Source organism: Streptomyces sp. NPDC050619 (genome assembly GCF_040654815.1).
Lineage (GTDB): Bacteria > Actinomycetota > Actinomycetes > Streptomycetales > Streptomycetaceae > Streptomyces.
Window position 1 is genome coordinate 45,479 of the sequence record NZ_JBFAIR010000028.1, and the last position, 26,039, is coordinate 71,517.

At 70.1% G+C, this 26,039-nt stretch carries 18 protein-coding genes; 5 read left to right on the plus strand and 13 right to left on the minus strand.

The features are described 5' to 3' along the window. Positions 1-84 precede the first annotated feature (84 nt). Both AB0I77_RS36245 and AB0I77_RS36250 read right to left on the minus strand, forming a co-directional pair. Entirely contained in the window at positions 85-327 is a 243-nt protein-coding gene (locus AB0I77_RS36245; protein WP_363287038.1) for a DUF397 domain-containing protein, read from the minus strand. Further along, positions 324-1,145, minus strand: coding sequence for a helix-turn-helix transcriptional regulator (locus AB0I77_RS36250; protein ID WP_363287039.1), 822 nt, complete (start codon positions 1,143-1,145; stop codon positions 324-326). The genes AB0I77_RS36245 and AB0I77_RS36250 overlap by 4 nt, the downstream gene beginning before the upstream one ends. A gap of 112 nt (positions 1,146-1,257) precedes the next feature. On the opposite strand from AB0I77_RS36250, the gene AB0I77_RS36255 reads away from it, so the two are divergent. Both AB0I77_RS36255 and AB0I77_RS36260 read left to right on the plus strand, forming a co-directional pair. Then, entirely contained in the window at positions 1,258-1,665 is a 408-nt protein-coding gene (locus AB0I77_RS36255; protein WP_363287040.1) for an ATP-binding protein, read from the plus strand. 74 nt (positions 1,666-1,739) lie between these two features. After that, complete coding sequence (locus AB0I77_RS36260; protein ID WP_363287041.1) at positions 1,740-3,224, plus strand: ATP-binding protein; 1,485 nt, start codon at positions 1,740-1,742, stop codon at positions 3,222-3,224. A gap of 92 nt (positions 3,225-3,316) precedes the next feature. Here AB0I77_RS36260 and AB0I77_RS36265 read toward each other — a convergent pair whose 3' ends face one another. Together AB0I77_RS36265 and AB0I77_RS36270 are read right to left on the minus strand one after the other, a co-directional pair. Continuing rightward, positions 3,317-6,622 (minus strand): S8 family serine peptidase, encoded by a 3,306-nt coding sequence (locus tag AB0I77_RS36265; protein ID WP_363287042.1) that lies wholly within the window; start codon positions 6,620-6,622, stop codon positions 3,317-3,319. A 126-nt stretch (positions 6,623-6,748) separates the two neighbouring features. Next, on the minus strand, positions 6,749-7,354 hold the full coding sequence (locus tag AB0I77_RS36270; RefSeq protein WP_363287043.1) for a YceI family protein: 606 nt from the start codon (positions 7,352-7,354) through the stop codon (positions 6,749-6,751). A gap of 143 nt (positions 7,355-7,497) precedes the next feature. Between AB0I77_RS36270 and AB0I77_RS36275 the strand changes: the two genes are divergently transcribed. From AB0I77_RS36275 to AB0I77_RS36285, 3 genes are all read left to right on the plus strand, one after another. Continuing rightward, positions 7,498-9,801 (plus strand): polysaccharide lyase 8 family protein, encoded by a 2,304-nt coding sequence (locus AB0I77_RS36275; RefSeq protein ID WP_363287044.1) that lies wholly within the window; start codon positions 7,498-7,500, stop codon positions 9,799-9,801. Positions 9,802-9,955: 154 nt separating this feature from the next. Next, complete coding sequence (locus AB0I77_RS36280; protein ID WP_363287045.1) at positions 9,956-11,563, plus strand: acyl-CoA carboxylase subunit beta; 1,608 nt, start codon at positions 9,956-9,958, stop codon at positions 11,561-11,563. A 57-nt stretch (positions 11,564-11,620) separates the two neighbouring features. Continuing rightward, positions 11,621-11,812, plus strand: a complete 192-nt coding sequence (locus AB0I77_RS36285) for an acyl-CoA carboxylase subunit epsilon (protein WP_363287046.1) — start codon at positions 11,621-11,623, stop codon at positions 11,810-11,812. Positions 11,813-11,875: 63 nt separating this feature from the next. On the opposite strand, the gene AB0I77_RS36290 is transcribed toward AB0I77_RS36285, so the two are convergent. The 9 genes from AB0I77_RS36290 to AB0I77_RS36330 all read right to left on the minus strand — a co-directional run bounded on the left by AB0I77_RS36290 (position 11,876) and on the right by AB0I77_RS36330 (position 25,699). Next, positions 11,876-14,896, minus strand: a complete 3,021-nt coding sequence (locus tag AB0I77_RS36290; RefSeq protein ID WP_363287047.1) for an NACHT domain-containing protein — start codon at positions 14,894-14,896, stop codon at positions 11,876-11,878. A 106-nt stretch (positions 14,897-15,002) separates the two neighbouring features. Further along, entirely contained in the window at positions 15,003-15,584 is a 582-nt protein-coding gene (locus AB0I77_RS36295; protein ID WP_026243582.1) for an ATP/GTP-binding protein, read from the minus strand. Beyond that, positions 15,565-16,158: a DUF742 domain-containing protein gene (locus tag AB0I77_RS36300; RefSeq protein ID WP_363287048.1), complete on the minus strand. Its 594-nt coding sequence runs from the start codon at positions 16,156-16,158 to the stop codon at positions 15,565-15,567. Before AB0I77_RS36300 ends, AB0I77_RS36295 begins: the two co-directional genes overlap by 20 nt. Positions 16,159-16,254: 96 nt before the next feature. Then, entirely contained in the window at positions 16,255-16,668 is a 414-nt protein-coding gene (locus tag AB0I77_RS36305) for a roadblock/LC7 domain-containing protein (protein ID WP_004983065.1), read from the minus strand. Between the two features lie 10 nt (positions 16,669-16,678). Then, on the minus strand, positions 16,679-20,008 hold the full coding sequence (locus tag AB0I77_RS36310; protein ID WP_363287049.1) for a nitrate- and nitrite sensing domain-containing protein: 3,330 nt from the start codon (positions 20,006-20,008) through the stop codon (positions 16,679-16,681). Positions 20,009-20,385: 377 nt separating this feature from the next. Beyond that, positions 20,386-20,961, minus strand: coding sequence for an ATP/GTP-binding protein (locus AB0I77_RS36315; protein ID WP_015657619.1), 576 nt, complete (start codon positions 20,959-20,961; stop codon positions 20,386-20,388). Then, positions 20,942-21,337 (minus strand): DUF742 domain-containing protein, encoded by a 396-nt coding sequence (locus AB0I77_RS36320; protein ID WP_030611532.1) that lies wholly within the window; start codon positions 21,335-21,337, stop codon positions 20,942-20,944. The genes AB0I77_RS36315 and AB0I77_RS36320 overlap by 20 nt, the downstream gene beginning before the upstream one ends. A gap of 111 nt (positions 21,338-21,448) precedes the next feature. After that, entirely contained in the window at positions 21,449-21,862 is a 414-nt protein-coding gene (locus AB0I77_RS36325) for a roadblock/LC7 domain-containing protein (protein ID WP_030611534.1), read from the minus strand. A 9-nt stretch (positions 21,863-21,871) separates the two neighbouring features. After that, entirely contained in the window at positions 21,872-25,699 is a 3,828-nt protein-coding gene (locus tag AB0I77_RS36330; RefSeq protein WP_363287050.1) for a nitrate- and nitrite sensing domain-containing protein, read from the minus strand. Positions 25,700-26,039 lie beyond the last annotated feature (340 nt).

A 26,039-nucleotide genomic window follows, 5' to 3' on the forward strand; every position in this document is an offset into this window, starting at 1 on the left:
CCCGACATCACGAACAGCCACCGGAGAGCCGGTGGCCGGAGTCTGGACGCCTCGGGGCTGGACACGCAGGCAGGCTACTTGCCGTCAGCCGCCGACGCGACCGAGAAACGTGGTCCAGGCGGAGGGGGAGACGGTGAGTATGGCGCCGCCGGGGTTCTTGGAGTCACGGACGTGGACGGCGGCGGGGTGGGTGGCGACCTCGACGCAGTTGCCGCCTTCGTTGCTGCTGTAACTGGACTTGCCCCAGGTGCAGGCGACTTCGAGGCAGTCGCCGCCCTGGCTGCCGCTGTAACTCGACTTGAACCATGGCAGGTCTGCGGTGTTCATGACTCTCCTAGCAGTCCGTTCAGGAGGCGCACGCTCTCGCCGGGTGAGAGGGCCTGTGACCGCAGCATTCCATACTGGAGGTGATAGTCGCTGACCTCATCCGGGTCGTCGACGAGGAAGCTGGCGCGCTGCACTTCCAGGTAAACCAGACGCTCGTGCTCAGGTGTCTCCAACAGCACCATGGGACCGTCGAGACAGGCATGCGGCGTCCGGTCCTCCGGCATGATCTGGAAGCTCATGTGCCACGGTTCGGTGTACTCCAGGATCTGCCGGATCTGCTCCCGCATCACTTCCGGACTGCCGACCTCCCGCTTCAGGATGCTCTGCTCCAGGATGAAGTGGTCCACGGGCGGCCGCTCCCGCTGCCAGATCAACTGCCGCTCCATACGGGCGTCGACCCACTGCTCGGCCGTCTCGCTCCCGAGTGCCGGATACCGGTAACCGAAGACGGCGCGACAGTAGTCCCGAGTCTGAAGAAGCCCCGGAACCACCAGACTCTGGTACGAGAGGATGCCCACCGCCTCCTGCTCGTGATCGACGAGCCCCTGCGCGAACTGCACGATCCGCTCCCGTACCGGCAACTTGGCCACCAGCACGGCCAACGCCCCACCAGTCCCCAGTAGTTCATCAAACTGCTCGGCCCGATCCGGCTGAAGCGTCAGCCGCCCTTGCTCGATCGACCCCACCGTGTCGACGTGAACGCTCGCCAGTTCAGCGAACTGTTCCTGCGTGAGACGGGCGTTCTTCCGGAAGTGAGCCATGAGCGCCCCAACCGCCTGCCATGAACCGACCTTCTTGTGCTTCCTCGGCGAGTGCATGCCTGCCCCTTTCCCCCGCGCACGCCACAAGTCCTCGTAGTGGACTCGTAGCAATCACAACTACGACTTCACACACTGCTCCACTCTAGTGACTGCCTGTGACAGTGGCCTCATGAACGCGGAACCCCAACACCCCTACCAACGCGAGGCCTTCTACCGCCGAGACCGCAGGTCGGTACGCCTGGCCCGCGAGTTCACCCGCAAGACCCTCGCCGACTGGTCCGTGACCGCCCGCTGCGACGACGTACTGCTCTGCGTAAGCGAGTTGGCCACCAACGCGTTGCTCCACGGCGTACCGCCGGGCCGGGGCTTCCGCCTGCGACTGGCCCTGCACACCGACCGGGTGCTGCGGGTCGAGGTGCACGACAGCGGCCCGGGAGAGGTCCGTACTCCGGACGCACCACCGGAGTCGGAGCACGGCAGAGGCCTCCTGCTCGTCGCCGCGCTCGCGGACAAGTGGGGGGTGGGGGAGCGGCACCCGGGCAAGTCGATGTGGTGCGAGTTCGAGGACCCGGCGTGACGCATCGCAGCGCTCCTCGTTAAGGGAAACGTACTTCCGGGAAACGTACTTCCCTAAGCCTCAGGGAGCCGCTCATGGTCCGCTCGCGCACGAATCTGCCCAAGCCCTCCGACATGTTCGCCCGCGACTGGGAATGGAGCGAGCTGACGGCCTTCGCGACCGACGAGGGCCCGGAGGCCACCATGGCCGTCGTCTCCGGTCGCCGACGGCAGGGCAAGTCCTTCCTCCTCGACTCGCTCGCGAGGGCAGCCGGAGGCTTCTACTTCTGTGCGTACGAGGCGACGGAGGCCGAGTCCCTTCGTCGGTTCGGCGAGGAACTCGGCCAGTACACCGACAGCGTCGCCCCGATGCGGTTCGATCGCTGGGAGCACGCGGTCGACGCACTGCTCGAACTCGGCAAGGATCGCCCTCTCCCTGTCGTCCTCGACGAATTCCCCTACCTCGCCAGGGCCACCCCCTCCCTCCCCTCCGTCGTCCAGGTCGCCTACGGTCCCCGTCGCCCGGAGCGTCTTCAGTCCCGCACCCGCCTGCTCCTCTGCGGCAGTTCCCTCTCCTTCATGGGCAAGCTGCTCAGCGGCACCTCGCCTCTGCGGGGCCGCGCCGGACTCGAACTGATCGTGCACCCCCTGGACTTCCGGCAGGCGGCGGCCTTCTGGGGTATCGACGACCCGCGCCTCGCCCTGCTCGTGCACAGCGTGGTGGGCGGAACACCCGCGTACCGCAGGGAGTTCGTACGCGACGACGTACCCGCCGACTTGGACGACTTCGACGCCTGGGTCTGCCGTACCGCGCTGTCCCCCCGCTCTCCCCTCTACCGCGAAGCCCGTTACCTCCTCGCGGACGAATCCGATCTTCGGGACCGCGCCCTGTACCACTCCGTACTCGCCGCGCTCGCGTCCGGCAACGCCACGGCGGGCCGCATCGCCGGCTGTCTGGAGCGGCCCATCAGCGATATCACCCACCCCCTCACCGTCCTCCAGGACTGCGGACTCGTACGCCGGGAGACGGACGCCTTCCGTAAGAACCGAAGCGTGTACCGAGTGGGCGAGCCCCTCATCGCCTTCGACCACGCCATCTCCCGGCCCAAGCTCGCCCTGCTGGACCGGGGTATGGCGGAACACGTCTGGGAGAGCTCCCGGCCGCGCTTCCTGTCCGCCGTAGTGGGGCCGCACTTCGAGCAGATCTGCCGGGAGTGGGTTGCCCACTTCGCCGCGCCGGAGACGTTCGGAGGGATGCCGATCGACGTCTCGTACGGCACCGTTCCCGACCAGACGGAACGCACCAGCTACGAGATCGACGTGGTCGTACGCGGCGCGGTCGGCCAGGACAACGGCGTCCTGCTCTCCCTGGGGGAGGCCAAGTGGGACCAGGTCATGGGCGTGGGGCACCTGGACCGGCTGAGCCGAGCTGCCGCGCTCCTCGCGGGGCGGGGAGTCGACACGTCGGCCGTGCGCCTCGCCTGTTACAGCGGGGCCGGGTTCACCGACGAGCTGCGGAGCGCGGGCGACCGTGGGGAAGTGGTGCTGGTCGACTTGAGGCGTCTGTACGAGGGCGAGTGAGCGACCCCGGACCCGACCGGGCAGGATCCGCAGAACCCGCAGACGCGGTCCTGCCCCGTCGGGTCCGGGGTGCGGCATCCGCGACGGAACAATCACCCCACGGTGTACACGTACGGAATGCCGATCACCTCCGAGCCCATCCCCGGCATCGGCGTGATCGTGTCGACGTACACCACCCCGCGCACCACCGTGCCCACCGGCGCGGTCGGTTTCAGGGTGAGGGTCATCTCCGCTGTCTTGCCCGCCGGTACGTCGAGTCCCTCCCAGTCGGCCTTCAGGTCCCAGAGGTCGCCGGTGGATGCCTGGGCGTCCGGGTCGGTCGGCTGGGTCGTGGCGGTCAGGGACAGTTTCGCGGTGCCCTTGGACAGGTGGCCGTCGGTGAAGGGCGCGGGCTGGTCCACCTCGGTGATCCAGTCGCCGGCCGCGAGCTGGTCCGCCGTCGCCGTGACCGTCGTGGTGTCGCCGGTGCCGGCCGGCGCCACCGTGCTGGGTGACCTGGTCCAGGGCCCCAGGGTCAGGTCCACCGGGAAGGACCCGGTGGCGGTGGCCTTCAGCGAGGTCGTGTGCGAGGGCACGAACCAGCCCAGGGTCCCCTTGTCGGGCAGCGTCGCCGTATCCGAGTCGAACGGCTGGACAGGGACTTCGCGCATCGTGTCGAGCCGAGGGTCGAGGAACATGGTCCGCTCAGCCGGTCCCGGGTTGGGGACCCGGATCGGGACGGTGACGCTGCTGCCCCGTTTGATCGTCCGGTCAGGGCTGTCGGGCAGGCCGGGCGCGGACGCGGTCGCCGAGTCGAGACGTACCCGGCCGGTGATCCGCTGGCTGAACTCCTTGCCGCTGGCCGGGTTGATCAGGGCGACGATGACGGTCCACCGCCCGGCGGCGGGCCGGTTGGCGGACAGGTTCACGTACTTCGTCGGTTTGCTGTCGGAGAAGTTGCGGTCGGTGTCCCGGGCCAGTACCTGGCCGCTGGGGCTGACCAGGTACTCCACCAGCTCCTTCGCCGGGTCCGGGATGGTGAGGTCGATGCTCAGGCCGCGGTGGCCGGGCGGCAGGTCGAGGTAGAAGCCGAGGGACTGTCCCACGTCCCGGCCGACGCCGCCGGTGACGGTGCCGGTGAACGAGGTGCTGTGCCCGGGGGCCGGGTCGGCCGGAATCAGCGCACGCCGGGCCACCGGCAGCGACAGGACGCTTCCCGTGCCGGAGGTGAACTGGAGCGAGAAGGGCGCGTCACCCGCCTGGTCCGGGATCGGGACCTGCACGCCGAACTCCGCTGTGCCGCCCGCCGGGACGAGCCTGGTCTGGGCGGGCACCCCGGCCGACGCGTACCGGTAGCCGGTCAGCCGCAGCTTGACGGCTCCCCGGTAGCTGCCGGGCGGCGTGAGCGGATGCTGGAGGTCCATCCGGCCGTTGTTCCACACCAGCTTGGCGGTCCAGGTGCCGGGACGCGGGTCGTGCACATCGACGTACTGGTAATTGCTGTAGGTGCCGTACTCCTCGAAGTTGTAGCTGACCTGCGCCAGCCGGCCGTCGGGGTCGATCAGGAAGAGGACGAAGTGGCCCGTCTTCTCGGTGCCCGGCCACACCATCCGCGCGTCCAGCAACGGGGTGCCGCGCGGCACCTCGAAGGTGACGGGCGGCGCGGCCAGCGGGCCTTCGACGGCCTTGGTGTTCTGCGGCTTCCCCACGGTGAGAGTGCGGTCCGTACGGAAGACCCGGTCGCCGAGGGTGCGTGACGTCATGGTGACCCGCTGCGGACGGTTCGCGGTGTTGGCCAGCGCGACGGACGTCCGCTGGGTACTGCCCGGTTGACCGGTCAGGTTCAGCTGCCCGGCGGAGGGGACGAGGGCGGTGCTCCGCGCGTCGCCGCCGGGTGCGTCGACGGCGCGGGCCGCCTTGACGGCCGCCGTGGTGTTCAGCAGCCCTGCCCCCTGCTCCGAGGCGGGGACACGCAGGTCGGTCGCCGTGCCGGTGAGGATGCGCTTGACCAGCGCCGGTGAGGGGCGGGCACCGAGGTGCGTCTCCTTGTACGCCTGGATCACCAGCGCCGCCGCGCCCGCCACGAACGGTGCCGACTGGCTGGTGCCGTGGAAGACGTTGGTCGCGGCCGCACAGCCGGTCCAGTGCGGGCCGACCGTGCAGGGGGACAGGCCGGCCGAGCCGGGGGCCACCAGGTCGACCAGCTTGTTGTCGAGCGTGGTGCCGCCGGAGGACAGGGCGGCGATGTTGTCACTGACGTAGCCGCGGTAGCCGTACGCCTGGGCGGTCAGCCGGTACGCGTTGGTGCCGCCGACCCCGATCACCTGCGGGTCGCTGGCCGGGCTGCCGATGGTGCCCGACACACCGGAGTCACCGCTGGAGGCCACGACCGTCACACCGGCCGCGACGGCGGCCCGGTCGGCCATCCGGACCGGGTCGGTGGCCGCGTCGGGATAGCCGTTGCCGCCGAAGGACTGGCTCAGGATGTCCGCGCCGTGGTCGACGGCGTACTGGATGGACCGCACCAGAGTCGAGGCCCAGGCTCCGCCGGTCTCGCCGTACGCCTTCATCGCCATCAACTCGGCGCCGGGGGCGACGCCGCGGACCTGGACGGTGCAGCCCTTCGCCACCTTGGTGTGCCGCAGCTGTTCCGAGAGGTCGTATGTGCGGTTGCCCTGGGCCGCGATGGATCCGGCGTCGCCGAACGCCTCACGGCCGTCGGTGTGGTCGTTCGTTCCGTTGCCGGAGAAGTCCTGGTAGTCGGTGATCACATGAGTGCCGTCCGGGCGGAGGAACTCCGGGTTGTTCACATCGATGCCGTCGGCGAAGAAGGCCACCTTGACCCCCTTGCCGGTCGCGATCCGCTGGGCGGTGTCGCTCTTGGTCAGGTGCAGCGCCTCCGGCTCGATGAGGGGACTGGCCGGGTTCTTGGGGCAGGCCGGCGCGGTGGCGGTGGTTCCGCCGGCCGCCTGGACCGCGTCGGCGGTCGCACGGCGGGCGTCGGGCATGGCTATCAGCCGGTCGGGTACGACCGCGGCGACCCGCTTGTCGGCCCGCAGCTGGGCCAACGCGGCCGGCTGCACGGTCGCGGCGACGGCGTTGAGCAGGTTCAGCTTGCTCAGGCGGGTGGCGCCGGCGTCCCGCAGATCGGATACGACGGCTGCCTGGCCGTCGGCCACGGCCTGGTCGTGGGCCGCGGCGCGCCGGGTGTCGCGCAGCATGACGATGACGCGCTGCGCGGTGCCGGAAGAGGTGGTGCCGGAAGAGGTGGTGCCGGAAGAGGTGGTGCCGGTAGAGGTGGTGCCAGGAGAGGCGGTGTCGGTGGCCGCTGCGGGCTCTGCGACGGGAAGGAGGGCCAGCGACACGAGGCCCGCCAGTACAGCAAGCCCCCTGCCGGGCTTGCTGGTTGATCTGCTCATCAAGTTCTCCGCTGTGGGGGGTTGCGGATCATGTGATGGCTGTTTAGCAGATCAAGGTCCGGCGCGGGTGAACCATCGGCCCCCCGACTGTGCAGGAACGAGCACACCCCTCCTGAGCAACCAGGCTCACGCGTTCTTGATGGCCGAAATGTCGAAGTTCAGCTTGATCTTGTCGGAGACCAGCACGCCACCCGTCTCCAGCGCGGCGTTCCACGACAGGCCCCACTCGGAGCGCAGGATCTCCGCCTTGCCCTCGAAGCCGACGCGCTCGTTGCCGAAGGGGTCCTTCGCGGCGCCGTTGAACTCCAGGTCGATGGTGAGTGGCTTGGTGGTGCCGAGGATCTCCAGGTCGCCGGTGATGCGGTAGTCGTCGCCGCCCAGCGCCTCCGCCTTGGTGGAGCGGAAGGTCATGGTCGGGAACTCCTCGGCCTTGAAGAAGTCCGCGCTCTTGAGGTGGCCGTCGCGGTCCGCGGACCCGGTGTCGACGCTCTCGATCTTGACGTCGAGGGAGGCGGTCGAGGCGGCGGGGTCGGTGCCGTCCAGGTGCAGCGTGCCGCTGAAGTCGAGGAACTTGCCCTTGACGTTCGTGACCATGGCGTGGCGCGCGACGAAACCGATCGAGGAGTGGGCCGGGTCGATCGTGTACTCGCCGGTCAGCGCGGCGAGGTCGGGGTTTACGGCGATGGTCGCCGTGGCGGCCGGCGCGGAGTCCTTGCGGCTGAAGATGCTCATGATGTGCCCCTGTCGGAGGAGGTTCGGAGTATGTTGAACGTTGAACTAGCTAACGGAAACGACGCTAGACCTATTCCGTACAAGATTCAACATCATCCGCAAAGTGTTGGCGCGGTGACGCTGAGGTGATAAACGCCCTTGGCATGAACCCCCACCGCCGGGCCATCCTCCTCGCCGCGGCCCTCATGGCGACGGCCCCATGCGTCCCCACAGCCCCCGCTGACCCGTACACCCCCCTCCGCCACCGCTGGCTCGACCTCACCCTCGGCACCGGCTACGACCCCGCGACCGAGCCGTACGCCTCCCGCCTCGCCGAGACCGGCGAACTCGCCCGCGGCTTCCGCGCCACCATGGCCCCGGCCGCCGGCTCCCTCTGGCCCGACCACCCCTACGACCCGCCGTCCGGGATCACCCAGAGCTTTGGCCGCCTGTGGACCATGACCCAGGCGTACGTCCGGCAGGGCACCGGCTCCACCGCGGACCCGGCCCTCCTCGCGGACGTACTCCGCGGCCTCGACCACCTCTCCGCCACCGTCTACAACCCCTCCACCACCCGTTACGGCAACTGGTGGGAATGGCAGATCGGCAGCCCCCGCCTGCTCATGGACATCACGGCCGCCCTGTACGACCACCTCACCGACGACCGACGGGAAGCCGCCTGCGCCGCCGTCGACCACTTCGTCCCCGACGCGATGCTGACCGACTACTCCGGCACCTCCACCGGCGCCAACCGCGTCGACCTGTGCCGCTCCGTCGCCCTGCGCGGCATCCTCGGGCGGGCCCCGGCCAAGATCGCCCTCGCTCGTGACGCGCTCTCGCCGGTGTTCCCGTACGTGACGCGGGGGGACGGGCTGTACGCCGACGGCTCGTTCGTCCAGCACACCTGGGTCGCCTACTCGGGGACGTACGGCCAGGTCATGCTCGACGGACTCGGCCGTCTCTTCGCGCTGCTGGCCGGATCCGCCTGGGAGGTGACCGACCCGAACCGGCAGCTCGTCCTCGACAGCGTCGAGCACGCGTACGCGCCCCTGATCCACGACGGATTGGTGATGGACAGCGTCAACGGCCGTGCGATCAGCCGGGGTTACCTCAAGAGCGACGACCGCCACGTCCTGCGCGGCGACCACTTCCACGGGCAGTCCCTCATCGCGGCCATCGCGCTGATCGCCGTCGCCGCGAGTACGGCGGAGCGCGACCGCTGGTACGCGAGCATCAAGGGGTGGATCGAACGGGACACCGTGGCACCGATCCTGACGGCTCGTCATCTGGACGTGGCCGACCTCGCCCGCCTGCACGCCGTGGCCGGCTCACCGCTCCCGGCGGCGCCCGAACCCCTCGGCCACCGCCTCTTCCCGGCCATGGACCGCGCCGTCCACCGCCGCCCCGCCTTCACCGCGAACATCGCCATGGCCGGCGACCGCATCGCCCACTACGAGTGCGGCAATGGCGAGAACCCGCGCGGCTGGCACACCGGCGCCGGGATGCTCTCGTGGTGGGCGGCCGACCAGGCGAGCGACCAGTACACCGACTGGTACTGGCCGACCGTCGACTGGTACCGGCTCCCCGGCACCACCGTCTCCACCAAGCGGCTTTCCGACAAGGCGGGCGGCGAATGGGGCGAACCCAAGCCGGACGTGCGGTGGGTCGGCGGCACGACCGACGGCGAGTACGCGGCGATCGGCCAGCACCTGAAGGGGCTGGGCTCGACCCTCCAGGCCCGCAAGTCGTGGTTCTGCGTCGCCGACGCGGTGATCTGCCTGGGCGCGGGGATCACCTGCGCCGACGGCGTCCCGGTCGAGACGGTCGTCGACAACCGCAACCTGGGGGAGGCCGGCACGCAGTCGTTCGTCCGCGGTGACGGCTGGGCCCACCTGGAGGACCACGGCGGCTGGATCGTCCCCGGCGGACACCTCGAGACCCTCCGCGAGGACCGCACCGGCGCCTGGTCCGACATCAACACCTCCAGTACGACCGAGCGCCGCACCCGCCGCTGGCAGACCCTCTGGCTCGACCACGGCACCGACCCGACGAACGCCGCCTACGTCTACGTCCTCCTGCCCGGAGCCTCCCGCCGTACGGTCGCCGCCCGCGCCGCCGACCGCCACTGGCTGTCGGTCCTCGCCAACGACGGCACCTGCCAGGCGGTCCACGTCCCCTCCCTCGGCCTGACGGCCGCCAACTTCTGGCAGGCCGGTACGGCGGGAGCGCTCACCGCGTCCGCGGGGGCGAGCGTGCTGGTCCGCCGCCGGGGCCGCACCGCTACCCTCTGCGTGAGCGAACCGCCCCGCACCGGAGAACCGCTGGACATCACCTGGGACCAGCCGGTGCGCGGGGTGATCCGGGCCGACGACTCGGTGGAGGTCGTCGCGACAGGCCGCCGTCTGGGTCTTCGTGTCACTCCGGGGAGGGCATGTGCCGGCCACGAATGTGAGGTGGCTCTCACCTGATGGCTTTGTCCGACCCCTACAAGCCCCAGGGCCTCTGAGCAGTCGAAAGGGCTGCATGCCGACGTGGTTCTGTTCAGGGGTACCAGGAAAACGGTCCGGACACTGTGCAGAGTCGACGGCGAGCTTTTCTTGGTGGACTTCGTAAGGTCGCTACATGACCGTTTTGGATGAGGCGCCGGGTGAGTCGACGGACGAGGCGACAGCTGAGCCGACGGATGCGCGCGGGCGAGTGGCCGAACTGCACGAGATCCGTGCGCAGGCACTGGCCGGCCCCAGCGAGAAGGCGACCGAGGGGCAGCACGCCAAGGGCAAGCTGACCGCTCGCGAGCGCATCGAACTGCTCCTCGACCCGGGCTCCTTCCGGGAGGTCGAGCAGCTGCGCCGGCACCGGGCCACCGGCTTCGGCCTGGAGGCCAAGAAGCCGTACACGGACGGCGTGATCACCGGCTGGGGCACGGTGGAGGGCCGGACGGTCTTCGTCTACGCCCATGACTTCCGCATCTTCGGCGGCGCGCTGGGCGAGGCCCACGCCACGAAGATCCACAAGATCATGGACATGGCCATCGCGGCCGGAGCGCCCCTGGTCTCCCTGAACGACGGCGCCGGTGCCCGCATCCAGGAGGGCGTCTCGGCCCTCGCCGGCTACGGCGGCATCTTCCAGCGCAACACCAAGGCCTCCGGCGTCATCCCGCAGATCAGCGTGATGCTGGGCCCGTGCGCGGGCGGCGCGGCCTACAGCCCCGCCCTCACCGACTTCGTCTTCATGGTCCGCGAGACCTCCCAGATGTTCATCACCGGCCCGGACGTCGTCAAGGCGGTCACCGGCGAGGAGATCACCCAGAACGGCCTGGGCGGCGCGGACGTGCACGCCGAGACGAGCGGGGTGTGCCACTTCGCCTACGACGACGAGGAGACGTGCCTGGGGGAGGTGCGCTACCTGCTGTCGATGCTTCCGCAGAACAACCGGGAGAACCCGCCGCGCGTGGAGTCCACGGACGCGTCGGACCGCCGCGGCGAGGTCCTGCTGGACCTGGTCCCGGCCGACGGCAACCGGCCGTACGACATGACGAAGGTCATCGAGGAGATCGTCGACGACGGCGACTACCTGGAGGTCCACGAGCGCTGGGCCCGCAACATCATCTGCGCGCTGGCCCGCCTGGACGGCCAGGTCGTGGGCATCGTCGCCAACCAGCCGCAGTCCCTCGCGGGCGTCCTGGACATCGAGGCGTCGGAAAAAGCTGCGCGCTTTGTCCAGATGTGCGACGCTTTTAACATCCCGATCATGACTTTCCTGGACGTCCCGGGCTTCCTGCCCGGCGTCGACCAGGAGCACGGCGGGATCATCCGGCACGGAGCGAAGCTGCTCTACGCCTACTGCAACGCGACCGTGCCGAGGATCTCCCTGATCCTGCGCAAGGCCTACGGAGGTGCCTACATCGTCATGGACAGCCAGTCCATCGGTGCCGACCTCACCTACGCCTGGCCGACCAACGAGATCGCGGTCATGGGCGCGGAAGGCGCGGCCAACGTCATCTTCCGCCGTCAGATCGCCGACGCCGAGGACCCCGAGGCCATGCGGGCCCGCATGGTCAAGGAGTACAAGTCCGAGCTGATGCACCCCTACTACGCGGCGGAGCGCGGCCTGGTCGACGACGTCATCGACCCGGCGGAGACCCGCGAGGTCCTGATCAAGTCCCTGGCGATGCTGCACACCAAGCACGCCGACCTGCCCTCCCGCAAGCACGGCAACCCCCCGCAGTAACCCTGCGGATCCTTCGCGGTACCCCCGCGGAAACCTCTCTCACGGAGACTGACACCCATGAGCACCCCTGACATTCGTGTCGAGAAGGGCCACGCCGAGCCCGAGGAAGTCGCCGCCATCACGGCCATCCTCCTGGCCCGCGCCGCCGCCCAGCCGTCCACGACCCCGACCCACCGCGGCCGCCCGAGGGCGGGCTGGCGGCGACTGGAGCGCGAGCCCGGGTTCCGGGCACCGCACAGCTGGCACTGAGTTTTTTCGGCGCGTGTACACGGCCCCGTTCTCCTTCGGGAGGGCGGGGCCGTGTACGTGCTGTCATTTGATCATCAGATTGACACCGGGGAGATTGAGGGCGGACGGGTCGTCGGGGAGGAGGCAGTTACGGAGGGCGAGTTGTTTCAGCTGCGGCGGGAGCCCCGAGGCCCGCAGCCAGGCGTCCATATCCATGCGGACGAGGTACAGCCACCTCAGTTCGGGCCAGGAACGGAGGGCCTGAACCCCTTTAGGGAGACAGGTATTCGAAGTCAGGAGGTGAAGTTGAGAGACGTTGCGGCAGTCGGCCAGCAAGGCGAGATCTGTGATCGGCTTCACGTGCAGCAGAGTCAGAATTGAAGTCGCCGGTCCAAGGCGGAGCGCCGAGAGGTCCGGCACGCTCTCGGTGTCCAGCAACAGGTGGTGCAGATGCGGCAGGTCCGCCAATGCCTCGAAGCCCTTCGGCTCTCCATGACCTGCCAGGGTCACTGTGGTCAGCCCGGGATGTGCTCGGAGCGCGGAAAGGTCGGGCCTGCCCCGCAGGCTGAAGACTGCCAGATTTGTCAGCGGCGGAAGTTCGTTCAGCATGGCGAAGTCCGTGACAGGGTGGTCGATCACCACCTGCCTGATGCCGGGCAGCCCGGCTGCGGCGCGCCATTGTCCGGTGTGCGTCAGTCGGACTTCGTAGTCCGCCAACGGCAGTCGCGCCAGGATCCGCTGCGCGTAGGCGTCGGCATCGAAGTAGCCCCAGGCGTTGATGAGCTCTTCCACCACCCCGTCACGCTCGTCGTCCGTGTACCCGGCCAGCAGCGAAAGCCCCTCCTGGCCGCCGATCAGAGCCACCGTCCGTACGGTCTGTGCGGCAGCCTTCTCCGTCAGCTCCCCGAGTGATCGGGGCAGCTTCCTCAGCAGACTCGTCCCCACGGCCGCCAGTGCGGGCGGATCTGTCGGCCGCCGCGCCGGCAGCAGCGCCCCAATCGCCTCGTCCAGTCGCCCCGCCAGCCCCTCGGAGACCTCCGGCACCGTCTCCTGGCAGGCCGCGGCCAGCAGCCGCAACCGTCGGGCATGCCGGGGTTCGGCCCGTGCCCGGTCCAGGATCCCGCCCAGCAGCTCCTCCCGCTGCGGCCGGTTGGCGTGCCCTGCGGCCATGACGATGGTCTCGCGCCAGATGTCCAGGTGCGCCCGCCCGACCAGATTGCCGATCCGGTCCTCCTCCGTCGCCTCCTCGGCCGCCAGGTACTCCTGGAAGGTCCGGTGGACGAAGTCCAGCCGCCCCACGGTGGGGGAGCGCAGCACGCCCGAGCGGCCGCGCAGTTGCTCCAGCACGCGGCTGCCGTCCGTCTCGTCGAGATGCCGCATGCCCGCCAGCTTCCGCCCGACGTACGTCTGCGCCTGCTCCAGCGAGATCTCGCTGCGGTTGTTGTCCGACAGCCGCCAGGCCAGGTCCCGCAGCAGGACGACCTTGTCGCCGAGGCTCAGCGGGCTGTCCATCGCGCTCGGGACACTCCGGTGCGCGTCCCGCTCGTGCACCAGGGTGTGCAGGGCGTTGCGGTACAACTCCATGCGGTCGCGCGGCAGCTGGCTGCCCCGGTTCAGGTGCATCGCGCACAGCATCGACGCCAGCAGGGGCGTCCCGGCCAGCGACTGAAGGTGCGGCCGGTCCTTGAGGCTGTTCAGCAACGACTGCTCGTACTGGGGGAGTTCGTCCACCGAGCAGGGCAGTTCGTCGCCCAGCTCCCGCACGGCCTGGTGCCACTGCCGCACGAACGCCGCGAGGTCCGGCGGCTGCATGCGGTCCAGGTGCAGCGCCGTGAACTCCTCCCGGCGCAGCCAGTCCGCCCCTGCGGCGGTCGGCCGCGAGGTGACCACGACCCGGACCTCGCCGTACGCCGTCAGCAGCTTCCGCAGCCAATCCCGTACGGCTCTGCGCTCGCCGTCGAGCAGTTCGTCGACCCCGTCGATCAGCAGCAGTGCCCCGCCGTCGGCCAGCTGCCGCTCGACCCAGGCCTTCGGCATCACCCCGGTCAGGTGTCCGGCCACCGAGTCCAGCATCGCCTCCGGCGTCGGCAGCGGCCGTCCGCTGTACTCCCGCAGCTTCACGAACACCGGGGTGAGGCCGTTCCACCCCGCCAGCTCTCCCGTGAAGGCGCCCCGCGCCGCGGTGACCGCCAGCCACCGCAGCAACGTCGTCTTGCCGGAGCCCGCCTCACCGCGCAACAGCACGCGCGAGGCGCCCCCCAACGCCGCCTCGACGCGCATCCCGGCGCCGTCGCCCCCGGCCTCTTCCCAGTCGCTCATGTCGGGCCGCAGCAGCGGCAGGGAACGCCGTCCGAGCTTTCGCCGGCTCCCGTCGTCCCCCGTGGCCCGCAGACTCACATACGCCACCGACAAGCGAGCCTGCGCCGCCGCCCGGTCCGACGTACGGCGAAACAGCTCCACCTCGTCGAGGCTGGTGCTCACCAGCTCCAGGTACCGGCGGCGGAACTCGGCATCCCGGTCCGTCCCCTCCGGCGCGAACAGCGACCGGTCCGGGAGGCGCTCCAGGATGCGGGCGATCTCCGTGCCCAAGGACGTCGTCCGCGCCAGCAGCTCGGTCAGCGCCCGCTCCTCGAACACCGGCAGGCCGCGCACGATCCGGACGTAGTACTCGCAGCACTCCGCGAACAGCACCTCGTGCAGCCGGCCCTCGGCCTCGCTCAGGCCCACCGGCGCCCGTACCGCCCCGGTGATCCGCCGCACCACCACCGCCGGATTCGCGTCCGCCGCCAGGATCGCCGCGTCCGACAGGTCCGCCCGCTCGAAGGTGTCGCAGACGCCGTCGAGCACCGCCTGCCGGCCGCCCTCCGACAGCCCCTGGAACTCCCGCTCCAAAAACGGCGCCAGCCGGTCGAACACCGCGTCCGCGATCTCCCCGAACTGCCGCTCCACACTCCGCTGAAGCCGCAGCCCGGGCACCCGCAGCCGGACCAGCTCGGCCATCGGCAGCCGGCGTTCCTGCTCCCGCCGCTTCCCGCCGAGCCAGGCCTGGGCCGCCGACCTCGCCACGGTCGTCCCCAGCCGTAACGCAGCCGCCTCCGCGCTCATCGCATCCCCTCCCGAACGTGAACCACGAAATTATGCCCAAGCAAAACGACCCCCGCTCCCTCCAACCGGAGAAATCGGGGGCCGCCGGGAAAATCCCGCGAAAGCGCTACCGCAGCCGCGCCATCAGCGCATGCTCCACCAACGTGATCAGCGTCGACTTGGCGTCCGCGCGGTGGCGGGCGTCCGTCGTGATGATCGGGGTGTCGGGGCCGATCTGGAGCGCCTCGCGCACCTCGTCGGGGTTGTACGGCTGCTGCCCGTCGAAGCCGTTGAGGGCGATGACGAACGGCAGGCCGCTGTTCTCGAAGTAGTCGACCGCGGGGAAACAGTCGGCCAGGCGCCGGGTGTCCACCAGCACCACCGCGCCGATCGCGCCGCGCACCAGGTCGTCCCACATGAACCAGAAGCGGTCCTGGCCGGGCGTACCGAAGAGGTACAGGATCAGGTCCTGGTCCAGGGTGATGCGGCCGAAGTCCATGGCGACCGTGGTGGTCGTCTTGTCCCCGGTGTGGGTGAGGTCGTCGATGCCCGCCGAAGCAGACGTCATCACGGCCTCCGTGCGCAGCGGATTGATCTCCGAGACGGCGCCGACGAACGTGGTCTTGCCCACGCCGAAGCCGCCAGCCACCACGATTTTCGCGGACGTGGTGGAGCGGGAAGGCCCTCCGCTAGAGCTTGCGAAGTCCACTGAGCACCCTTTCGAGCAAAGTCACGTCTGGCTGGCCGCCGGCGTTCTCGTCGCCGCCGGGCTGATGAATGGCGACCAGGCCCGCCTCCGCCAAGTCGGCGACGAGGATCCTGGCCACGCCGAGAGGGATCGTCAGGAGGGCCGAGATCTCGGCCACCGACTTGATTTCCCGGCAGAGGTGGCAGATGCGCTGATGCTCGGGCAGCTGGCCCTGCATCTGGTGCGGCTGCGCGGTGGTGTGCACCAGCGCCTCGATGGCGAGCTGGTAGCGCGGGCGGGTCCGGCCGCCGGTCATGGCGTACGGACGTACCAGCGGGTTGTTCGTCCCCCCGGCGGGCGCGGGCTCAGGGGTGCGTCGCTGCGGCTGCACGGGCTGGATGCGCGGCGCCGGCGGCTGGTCGTACGGCGACGGCCCGGGGCCCTGGGGGCTGTGGGGTGCGTACGGCTGCGGACGCCGTGGGGTCGGGGCGGAGGGGAAGTTGTAACGGTTCGGGTTCTGGGAACCGTCGCCCTGGCCCTGGGCAGGGCCGTACGACCAGTTGCCCGAAGATGAACCGCCTGGGGGTGTTGCCACTTTCTCTCCTCCTCCGACTGCGCCCTGCACCCTGCACTGTGGAGCCGCGTCCCGAAACCTTATGGCCTCGGGACGTCAAAACGCACCGTCTGTCTGTTAGTTGAGCAGGCTCCCTTGGAGCTCCGCGCGCAGATCGGGCGTCAGGACCGTACCGGCACGGTCCACCAGGAGCGCCATCTCGTACCCGATGAGACCGATGTCCGCCTCCGGATGTGCGAGAACCGCGAGCGAGGAACCGTCGGAGATGGACATGATGAAGAGGAATCCCCGCTCCATCTCCACAACCGTCTGGTTCACGCTGCCGCCCTCGAAGATGCGGGAGGCGCCTGCCGTCAGGGACGTCAGACCGGAGGCGACGGCCGCGAGCTGGTCGGCACGGTCGCGGGGAAAGCCTTCGGACATCGCCAGAAGGAGTCCGTCGGCGGAGACCACCACGGTGTGGGACACCCCGGGGGTGTTGTCCACGAAATTGGTGATCAACCAGTTCAGGTTCTGCGCCGCCTGGCTCATCGGGCTCACACTAACGCTCCTGGTTGTAGGTGCTGTCAGGACCACCGTGTTGATTCCTGGTGGCCTGGCCGTTCGTTTCACTACCTGCGTTACGTCCCCTCTGGACCCCACGGCGCAGGTTGCTCAACCTGCCCCGGACGTCCTCGGGAGCACGGGAGACCTGTGGGCCCCCCTGGTGGGTGCTTTCGGCGGCTCCCTCGACCAGGTTGGCCTTGGGCACCCGCCGCGGCAGACCGGAGGAGGTGACCCCGCCCGCCTTGGGCTTGCGCAGCTGCGAGGCCTGCTGCCAGCGATCGTCGTTCGCCGACCGCCAGCTGCTGCCGTCGCCGTTGCTCTCCGCGGGGGCCGGCGGCTCCTGGTTCACGTGCCGCGCGTCGCCTGAGCCGTTCGCGCCGCTCGCGGTGGATCCGCGGCGGGGAAGCCCGGCGTCGGTCAGCGCGTGGGCGGCGGAGGGTGCCGGTCCCGGACGCTCGAAGCCTACGCGGTCCCGCTCACTCACGTCAGCGGCCTGCGCGGATTCCGTTTCCGGAGCGTACTGGTCCTGGTATCCGTCGCGGTAGCCGTCCTGCTGCGGCCAGTCATCCTGGTAGGGCCGCTCCGCGAAGCCCTGGAAGCTGTCCGGGGCGGCGGCGCGGGGCGGGGCGGGCTCTTCCTGGACCGGCTCCGGATACCCGGGCTCCGGGTATCCGCCGCTCGGCGAGAAGGCGTCGGAGCGCGGCAGGCCGCCGTTCGGCGCGTAGTACGAGTCGTCGTACGACGGCTGCTGCGGCTCGTCGTACGCGGTCCGCTGCCGCTCCTCGTACGACGCCTGCTGGGGCTCCTCGTACGACGGCTGCCGCGGCTCCTCGTACGCCTGCTGGTGGTCGAACGCGGCCGGCTGCTCCGGGAAACCGCTGCGGCCGTTGTCGTAGCCGGGCCGGGCGTCGAAACCGTCGGTGTAGGAGGCGGCCTCGGAGGAATGCTCCGTGGGCGGCTGGCCCGGCTCGTCCGACTGGGACTCCAGGGCCGCGCGGCGCTCCTCGCGCATCAGGGAGCGGCCCACGGGGTCCAGCTCGCGGATGTCGTCGGGCACCTCGGTGTAGCGGCTGTCGTCGAAGCCGAGCTCCGCGGCCGTACGCATCGGCAGGCCGTTGTTGAAGTTCTCGCCCTGGAAGTTCTGCTCCGGGATGATCTGCGACACGGTGAACTCGTCGCGGACGGGCTGCTGCTCGCCGCCACCGCCGTGGGTGATCGCGTCGGGCAGCATGACCAGCGAGGTGGTGCCGGCCTGCTCGCCGGAGGGGCGCAGCTGGACGCGGATGCCGTGCCGGTCGGACAGCCGGCCGACCACGAACAGGCCCATGCGCTGCGAGATCGCGGCATCCACGGTCGGCGGGTTGGCCAGCTTGTGGTTGATGTCCGCGAAGTCCTCGGCGGTGAGGCCGATGCCCTTGTCGTGGATCTCGATCATGATGCGGCCGTCGGGGAGCCGGGTCGCGGTCACGCGGACCTTCGTCTGCGGCGAGGAGAACGTGGTGGCGTTCTCCAGGAGCTCGGCCAGCAGGTGCACGAGGTCGGTCACGGCGCGGCCGTGGATCTCGGCCTCCGGGACGCCGGACAGCTCGACGCGCTCGTACTGCTCCACCTCGGAGGAGGCGGCGCGCAGCACGTCGACCAGCGGGACCGGCTGGTCCCAGCGGCGGCCGGGCTCCTCGCCGGCGAGGACCAGGAGGTTCTCGCCGTTGCGGCGCATACGGGTCGCGAGGTGGTCCAGCCTGAAGAGGTTCTCCAGCTGGTCCGGGTCGGCCTCGTTGTTCTCCAGCTCGGTGATCAGGGTCAGCTGGCCCTCGATCAGCGACTGGTTGCGGCGCGAGAGGTTGGTGAAGATCGCGTTGATGTTGCCCCGCAGCAGGGCCTGCTCGGCGGCGAGCCGGACGGCCTCGCGGTGGACCTGGTCGAAGGCCCGGGCGACCTCGCCGATCTCGTCCCTGGTGGTGATCGGGATGGGCTGCACACGCGTGTCCACGCGGCCCGGGTCGGTGCGCGAGAGCTGGTCGACCAGCATCGGCAGGCGCTGCTCGGCGATGCCGAAGGCGGCGTTGCGCAGCTGGCGCATGGCGCGGCTCATCTGGCGGGCCACCATGCCGGCCAGGATGAACGCGGCGAGCAGGGCGACCACGACGGCGGCACCGGTGATGAAGGCGTCACGCCGGGCGTCGTCGGAGATGCCGGCGGCCTCGTTCACCGCCTTGTCGGTCAGGTCGGACTCGATCTGGCGATAGGCGTTGTACTTGAGGGTGTTGACCGCCCACCAGTTCTCGGCGGTGACGCCCTCCTCGGCGAGCGCCTGGCGCGCGGAGGGGTCGGTGGTCGTCAGCGTCCCGATGGCCTTGACCATGTCGGTCGGGTCGGACGGCGGCGGAACGTACTTCTCGCCCTTGGCGGCGGCCTGCTGGGCGGCTTCCTTGGCCATCGCCGCGCCGTCGCTCTTGATCTTCGCCTCGGCGTCGTCGAGCTTCTTGGCGTCCGCCGCGGTGCCACCGCCGATGTACTCCTCGACGGCGATGCCTTCGAGGTACGCGTACGAGGTCAGGGCGACGCGCTGGGCGGCGAGGTCGCTGTTCTTGGGGCCCGGGTTGACCAGCAGGTGCATGCCGATGGAGCGCTCCAGCGACAAGGACGCCTTGGTGAGCGCGATCGCGTAGACGGTACGGCCGTAGCTGGTGATGTTTCCGGTGCCGAGGCCCAGCTCGTTGGAGAACTCCATCAGCGGGTGGGCGATCTCGACGTAGCCCTCTTCGGTCTGCACACCGGTGCGCTTGGAGGTGTACGCGGTGGAGCGCAGCGCCTGGAGCTTGGGCTCCTCGGCGCGGAAGATCGACAGGCGGCGCAGCAGGCCGGCCTTCTGCGGCATGTTCTGCGCGGCCGCGTCGAAGGCGTCGGCGGCGTTGTCGGTGTTCTTGCGGGCCGTGCTGACGGTCGCCTTGTCCGCGGCGGTCTGGGCGGAGCCCTTCAGCAGCGGTGCGGCGCTGACGTCCCGCTCGTTGTAGAGGGCGTCCGCGTAGGTCAGGGAGGCTCTCACCAGGCGCGCGGTGTTCTCCGCGTCCTGGGCCTCCTGCCAGGTGTCGATCGAGCTCTTCACCTGGAAGCCGCCCATGACGAGGCCGACCACCACGGGTATGAGCAGGATCGCGTTCAGCCTGGTCGGTACGCGCCAGTTGCGCGGGGAGAAACGGCCGCCGCTCGAAGCGGGCGCGGCCGCGGGCTCCGAACCGGGCACAGGGGCAGGCGCCGCTCCGCGCGGCGGCGGGGTGAAGTTGCCCCGGGCCGACGGCTCGGGACCGTTCTTGCTTCGCCTCACTCGACCAACAACCTCTCGGCGGCGGGCACCAACGTTGTGCCGCAGTGTCTCAGAGCCCAGTACGTCACAGACTGGTGAGTACGTCGTTGACTATTGGGCAGTCCAGGCATTCCAGCACGGCGGCCTGCGCACTTCCAAACAGTGGAAGGCGGGGATCCGTAGTGATGTAAGGCCCAGATAAAACGGTCATAAAGAGCGAGCCCCGTCAAAAGACGGGGCCTTTGTGTGCGTAGCGACACCACACGACCGCGACGCGTGGCCGTACCACCCGATTCCTCTGCCGAAACGTTATGAACACCCGGGCCGACCGTGTCAAAGGACACAGCCGGCTCCGGGACATCTACGACAACTGCCATATGGCGTCACTGACTTGGGTGCTATCTCAGACGCGCCATGAGAGCGTGCTCCACCAGCGTGATCAGCGCGCTCTTGGCATCCGAGCGGTGACGGGCGTCCGTGGTGATGATCGGGGTGTCCGGACCGATCTGCAGAGCCTCGCGCACCTCCTCGGGCGCGTAGGGCTGGTGCCCGTCGAAGCCGTTGAGGGCGACGACGAAGGGCAGGCCCGAGTTCTCGAAGTAGTCGACCGCGGGGAAGCAGTCGGCGAGCCGGCGGGTGTCCACGAGGACGACGGCACCGATGGCACCGCGCACCAGGTCGTCCCACATGAACCAGAAACGGTCCTGGCCCGGCGTGCCGAAGAGGTAGAGGATCAGGTCCTGGTCGAGGGTGATGCGGCCGAAGTCCATGGCGACCGTGGTGGTCGTCTTGTCCCCGGTGTGGGTGAGGTCGTCGATGCCCGCGCTCGCGGACGTCATCACGGCCTCGGTGCGCAGCGGGTTGATCTCGGAGACGGCGCCCACGAACGTGGTCTTGCCCACGCCGAAGCCGCCCGCCACCACGATCTTGGCGGAGGTGGTCGCCCGGCCTCCGTCAGAGCTTGCGAAGTCCACTGAGCACCCTTTCGAGCAGTGTCACGTCCGGAGCGCCGGTGCTCTCGTCGCCGCCCGGCTGGTGAATGGCGACGAGTCCGGCCTCCGCGAGGTCCGCGACGAGGATCCTGGCCACGCCCAACGGCATGGCCAGAAGTGCCGAGACCTCGGCGACCGACTTCACCTCTCGGCACAGGTGGCAGATGCGCTGGTGCTCAGGGAGCAGTCCCATGAGCGCAGCCGGATCGGCCGTGGTGCTGATCAGGGCCTCGATGGCGAGCTGGTAGCGCGGCCGGGTCCGGCCGCCGGTCATCGCGTACGGACGTACCAGCGGCTGGTCGCCCTCATCCTCGTACGGCTCCGCGTACGGATCATGAGAGGCGGTGGGCGGGGTCATGAATCCTCCGGGCGGGACAGCAAGTCGGTCAGTCAAGCCGTCGGACAGGGGCCGGTGGGGGGTTTGTGGCGGCCGGACGGTGATTTGGTGAGACGGGTGGATCTGGGGCGGTCAGTGGAGCAGACTGCCTTGCAGCTCAGCGCGCAGGTCGGGCGTGAGCACCGCGCCCGCGCGATCGACGAGGAGCGCCATCTCATAGCCGACGAGGCCGATGTCGCAGTCGGGGTGGGCGAGAACGGCGAGCGACGAGCCGTCCGAGACGGACATGAGGAAGAGAAATCCCCGCTCCATCTCGACGACCGTCTGTGCCACGCTGCCGCCCTCGAAGATCCGGGAGGCCCCGGCCGTCAGGGACGTCAGACCGGAGGCGACCGCCGCCAACTGATCGGCACGGTCGCGCGGAAAGCCTTCGGACATTGCCAGAAGGAGGCCGTCGGCGGACACGACGACGGTGTGGGACACCCCAGGGGTGTTGTCCACAAAGTTGGTGATCAACCAGTTCAGGTTCTGTGCCGCCTGGCTCATCGGGCTCAACTAACGCTCCTGCTGGTGAGTGGGGCTCGGGAAGCTCTCGGTCTGGCCGGTACCGGCCTGTCGACCTTGAGCTATGCCCCGACGGAGATTGGTCAGCCGGCCGCGTACGGCATCAGGCGCACGCGAGACCTGCGGACCGGCTTGGTGCTGTTGCTGCTGAGCGGTGCCCGGAACGAGGTTGGCCCGGGGCACCCGGCGCGGCAGGCCGGAGGTGGTGACGCCGCCCGCGGCCGGCTGCCGTACGCGCTCTGCCTGCCGAATGAGATCGTCATTCGGCGAGCTGCGCCAGGAGCTGGCTACGGGACGTTGTGGGGCAGCGGGAGCCTGAGGCTGCTGCTGCGGGGCGGCCGGGGCGGAAGCTGAGCCGTTGCTCTGCTGCTGCTCCTGCGGGCTGCCGTGGAACCAGTTGGTCTCGAGCGTGTCGTACAGCGGCGTACGGCCGTCACCGGGACCCGCGGGCGGCAGCGCCTCGGGGTCCTGACGGGCGGGCCGCTGCTGCGGACGCTGCGGGGCCGGCGGTCGCGGGGCACCGAAGTCGGCGCCACGCACGCCGTTGACCTGCGGACGCTCGAACTGGCCGGTCGAGGAGCCGCCGTTGGCAGACCCGCCCGGCAGGGCGTGCTGTCCCGTGGAGCTGCCGTCGTAGCCGCTGTCGTACGCCGAAGGCGCCGGAGGCATCGCGAACTGGCCGGTGGTCGACGGCGTCGACGGTGCGGCCGGGTTGTCGTTCGGGGCGCCGAAGACGTCCGAGCGGACGAACTGGCCCGTGTTCTGGCCGTCGTTCGCGCCCGGGCGGGGGAACTGGCCCGTGTTCTGGGGGCCGTTGTCCCCGCCGGGGGCCGCAATGTCGAAGCCGGGACGGGGGAACTGCCCGGTGTTCTGGGCGCTGTTCGGGCCGGGCCGCGGTGCGTCGAAGTCCGGGCGGGCGAACTCGGACGTGGCGCCCGGGCCCTGGCGGCCGTCCATGCGCCCAATGGCCGGCATCTCCGCGGTCGAACCCGGCCCCTGCCGGTCGTCGATCCGCGGCATCCGGGAGTTCTGGTCGGTGTCCTGCTCGTCATGGCCGCGCGGGGCGTCGAGCGAGGCGCGCGGCACCGGCGGCTGCGCGTTCTCGTCGCTCCAGCTGGGCCGCGGCTGCGGGTTGCCGCCGGGCAGCTCGGCCCGCGGGCCACCGCGCCCCGGCAGCTGCGGCCGACGGCGCCGGCCCTGCGGCTCGGAGCCCTTGTTCGAGTTGGACGACGACTGCGGAGGTACGGGGCCTCGGGTGCCCCCGAAAGCGTCCTGGCCCTGCGGCGGCACGCCCGTGCCCGCGGCCTGAAGGCCCTGCGGCGCACCGGGAGCCTGACCGCCGAAGCCGGCGCCCGCACCGGCCGGAGCCGGCCGGCCCTGCTGCGGCGCGCCCGGACCCTGGGGCCCGCGTGCTCCGCCCGGCGCACCCGGACGACCGCCCGCGTCACGCCCGGGCAGCGCGGCCCGCGGTCCCTGACCGGGATTGAGTCGGCCGCCCGTGGGCGCACCGGAACCGAGAGCACCGGCACTACTGGCACCGGCGCCGAGGGCGTCGCCGCCCGGCTGGCCGGTGCCGCGGCGGGCGGCGGCCACACCGGCGGCGGCCGCCGCCGCACCCGCACCGGCGCCCTGACCCGGCTTGGGCTGCGGCTTCTTGCCGCCCTGGGCGACGTCCACGGGCAGCATGACCAGGGCGGTCGTACCACCGGAGTCGGACGGGCGCAGCTGGATGCGGATGCCGTGGCGCTGCGAGAGGCGGCCGACCACGAACAGACCCATGCGGCGGGAGACGGAGACGTCCACGGTGGGCGGCGAGGCGAGCCGCTCGTTGATCGCCGCGAGGTCCTCGGGGGAGAGGCCGATACCGGTGTCGTGGATCTCGATCAGCACCCGGCCGTCGGGCAGCGCGTGACCGGTGACCTTGACCTTGGTCTGGGGGGAGGAGAACGACGTCGCGTTCTCCAGCAGCTCGGCGAGCAGGTGCACGAGGTCGTTGACGACGCGGCCGGCCACTTCGGTGGTCGGCACGGAGGCCAGCTCGATGCGCTCGTACTGCTCCACCTCGGACGCGGCGGCACGCAGCACGTCGACCAGCGGGACCGGACGGGTCCAGCGGCGGCCGGGCTCCTCACCGGCGAGAACGAGCAGGTTCTCACCGTTACGGCGCATGCGGGTCGCGAGGTGGTCGAGCTTGAACAGCGAGGACAGCTGGTCCGGGTCGGCCTCGCGGGACTCCAGTTCGGAGATCAGCGACAGCTGACGCTGGATGAGGCCCTGGGAGCGGCGCGAGAGGTTGGTGAACATCGCGTTGACGTTGCCCCGCAGCAGGGCCTGCTCGGCGGCGAGGCGGACCGCCTCGCGGTGCACGTCGTCGAAGGCCGCGGCCACCTGGCCGATCTCGTCCCGGGAGTGCACACCGACCGACTCGACGGAGGTGTCGACGTCCTGCGGGTCGGACTCGGACAGCTGCTTGACCAGCTCGGGCAGGCGGTCCTGGGCGACCTTGGTCGCGGTCTCCTGAAGGCGGCGCAGCGAGCGGATCATGGACCGGGCCACGACGAAGGCGCCGACCAGCGAGATGCCGAGGACGAGCAGGATCAGCGCGCCGGAGATGATCGCGTCCTGTTCCGACTCGTTGCGCAGCTCGCGGGCCTTCTGCTCCATGTCCTCGAGCAGCGTGTGCTCGATGTTGCCCATCTGCTCGATCTTGATCGAGCTGTCGTCCACCCAGTCCTTGTACGACCGCTTGTCCAGGCCGGCGAGGCCGTCCACCCGGCCGAAGGCACGGCCGGCGTAGAGGTCGGTGGCCTGGATGGTCGGGTTGCCCTCTTCGACGGGCTTGAGGAGCTCGGGGGCGCTGTCCGTGCCGTAGATGCTGCGGAAGCCGGAGAGTTCGGAGTCCTCGCTCTCCTTGGCGCCCTCGGCGTACAGGCGGTCGTTCTCGGAGAGGTCGCCGCTCGAGTTGGCGGTGGTAATGGGCAGCGCCGCGGCGAGGATCGCGCGTTGGACGGACGCGTACTCCTTGGCGGAGGAGAAGGCCGACAGGGCGCGCGTGCGCTGGATCATCTCGGGGTTGCTGGTGGCCTCCGCCATGTCCTGCGAGAGGTCGAGCAGGTGGGTGATGAGGCGGTGGTAGCCCTCGACCGTCTGGGAGGCGTTGTTCTTGGTCTCGTAGGCATTGCTGCGGATCTGCGCGAGGCCGCCCAGGTCACGGACCAGGCCGACGAGGCTCTCGCGGACGCCCGAGAGGTTGCCGTCCTTGCTGGAGGTGTCGACGTCCTCCGCCGCGTCCGTGAAGGAGGTCATGGCCCGGTCGGTCTTGTCCCGCAAGCCCTTGACCGTGTAGTCGGTCGACGCCTTCGAGCCGTGTGCCAGCGGGCCGGCCGACAGGTCGCGCTCCTCCTGGAGCGCGGAGGCCAGCTCGGTGGCCTGCTTGGTTATCTCCGTCAGCAGCTTCATGTTGTCGAGCTGCTGGATGTCGTCCATCGAGTCGTTGATGCGCAGCGCGCCCAGCGAGGTGGCCGCGACCACCGGGAGCGTGAGCAGGGCCACCAGACGCGTGGAGATGCGCCAGTTGCGCAGGGCTACGCGCGGGCCGGGGCCGGCGGGGCCCTTCGGCGGCTTCACCGTCGGCGTGGTCGAGGCCGAGGCGCTCGCCGGCGCGGACGCGCCGGGGCGCCCGGAGCGCTCACCGCCGTCGCCGGCCGGGCCCGGGTTCTGGGCGTGCTGGGGCGAGGAGCTGCCTTTTATGGGGCCAGCCCCACCTTGCGGCTCCGGCTTCGCCGAAGCACTGCCATCCCTCTTGAAACGTCCCTGCACTAGCGTCGCAACCTCTGGACCAGGCGCCCCTCCGCGCGAACGGAAGGACGGTGTCGGCGTCGTAGGAGGCGTCCTGAAAACGCCCCCCGGGTGGTCGTGAGTAACCGGCGCTGGCTCCCCCTGTCTCACCGCCGCTCGGCGCTTCTGCGCGCCCCCTGTGCGCCGGCTCGATCCTGCGGCGGTCCGTGGAATTCCAGCACAGTGCCGGATCTCCAACAAGGCCCGTAGGCCATGCCGTGACCTACGTGACACCACGTGAGTGGCGAGTGACGGGGTGTGGAAACTGATCTCCCGCATAGCGGACTTATGCCCGCGAGTCGCCCGGGGGCAGCGGGTGTCC

What these genes read in the sequence shown, in the direction of transcription:
- AB0I77_RS36260 (WP_363287041.1), top strand. Translation starts at nt 1,740, where the DNA reads ATGGTCCGCTCGCGCACGAATCTGCCCAAGCCCTCCGACATGTTCGCC.
- AB0I77_RS36265 (WP_363287042.1), bottom strand. Translation starts at nt 6,622, where the DNA reads ATGAGCAGATCAACCAGCAAGCCCGGCAGGGGGCTTGCTGTACTGGCG.
- AB0I77_RS36275 (WP_363287044.1), top strand. Translation starts at nt 7,498, where the DNA reads ATGAACCCCCACCGCCGGGCCATCCTCCTCGCCGCGGCCCTCATGGCG.
- AB0I77_RS36255 (WP_363287040.1), top strand. Translation starts at nt 1,258, where the DNA reads ATGAACGCGGAACCCCAACACCCCTACCAACGCGAGGCCTTCTACCGC.
- AB0I77_RS36325 (WP_030611534.1), bottom strand. Translation starts at nt 21,862, where the DNA reads ATGAGCCAGGCGGCACAGAACCTGAACTGGTTGATCACCAACTTTGTG.
- AB0I77_RS36320 (WP_030611532.1), bottom strand. Translation starts at nt 21,337, where the DNA reads ATGACCCCGCCCACCGCCTCTCATGATCCGTACGCGGAGCCGTACGAG.
- AB0I77_RS36250 (WP_363287039.1), bottom strand. Translation starts at nt 1,145, where the DNA reads ATGCACTCGCCGAGGAAGCACAAGAAGGTCGGTTCATGGCAGGCGGTT.
- AB0I77_RS36305 (WP_004983065.1), bottom strand. Translation starts at nt 16,668, where the DNA reads ATGAGCCAGGCGGCGCAGAACCTGAACTGGTTGATCACCAATTTCGTG.
- AB0I77_RS36290 (WP_363287047.1), bottom strand. Translation starts at nt 14,896, where the DNA reads ATGAGCGCGGAGGCGGCTGCGTTACGGCTGGGGACGACCGTGGCGAGG.
- AB0I77_RS36270 (WP_363287043.1), bottom strand. Translation starts at nt 7,354, where the DNA reads ATGAGCATCTTCAGCCGCAAGGACTCCGCGCCGGCCGCCACGGCGACC.
- AB0I77_RS36285 (WP_363287046.1), top strand. Translation starts at nt 11,621, where the DNA reads ATGAGCACCCCTGACATTCGTGTCGAGAAGGGCCACGCCGAGCCCGAG.
- AB0I77_RS36245 (WP_363287038.1), bottom strand. Translation starts at nt 327, where the DNA reads ATGAACACCGCAGACCTGCCATGGTTCAAGTCGAGTTACAGCGGCAGC.
- AB0I77_RS36280 (WP_363287045.1), top strand. Translation starts at nt 9,956, where the DNA reads ATGACCGTTTTGGATGAGGCGCCGGGTGAGTCGACGGACGAGGCGACA.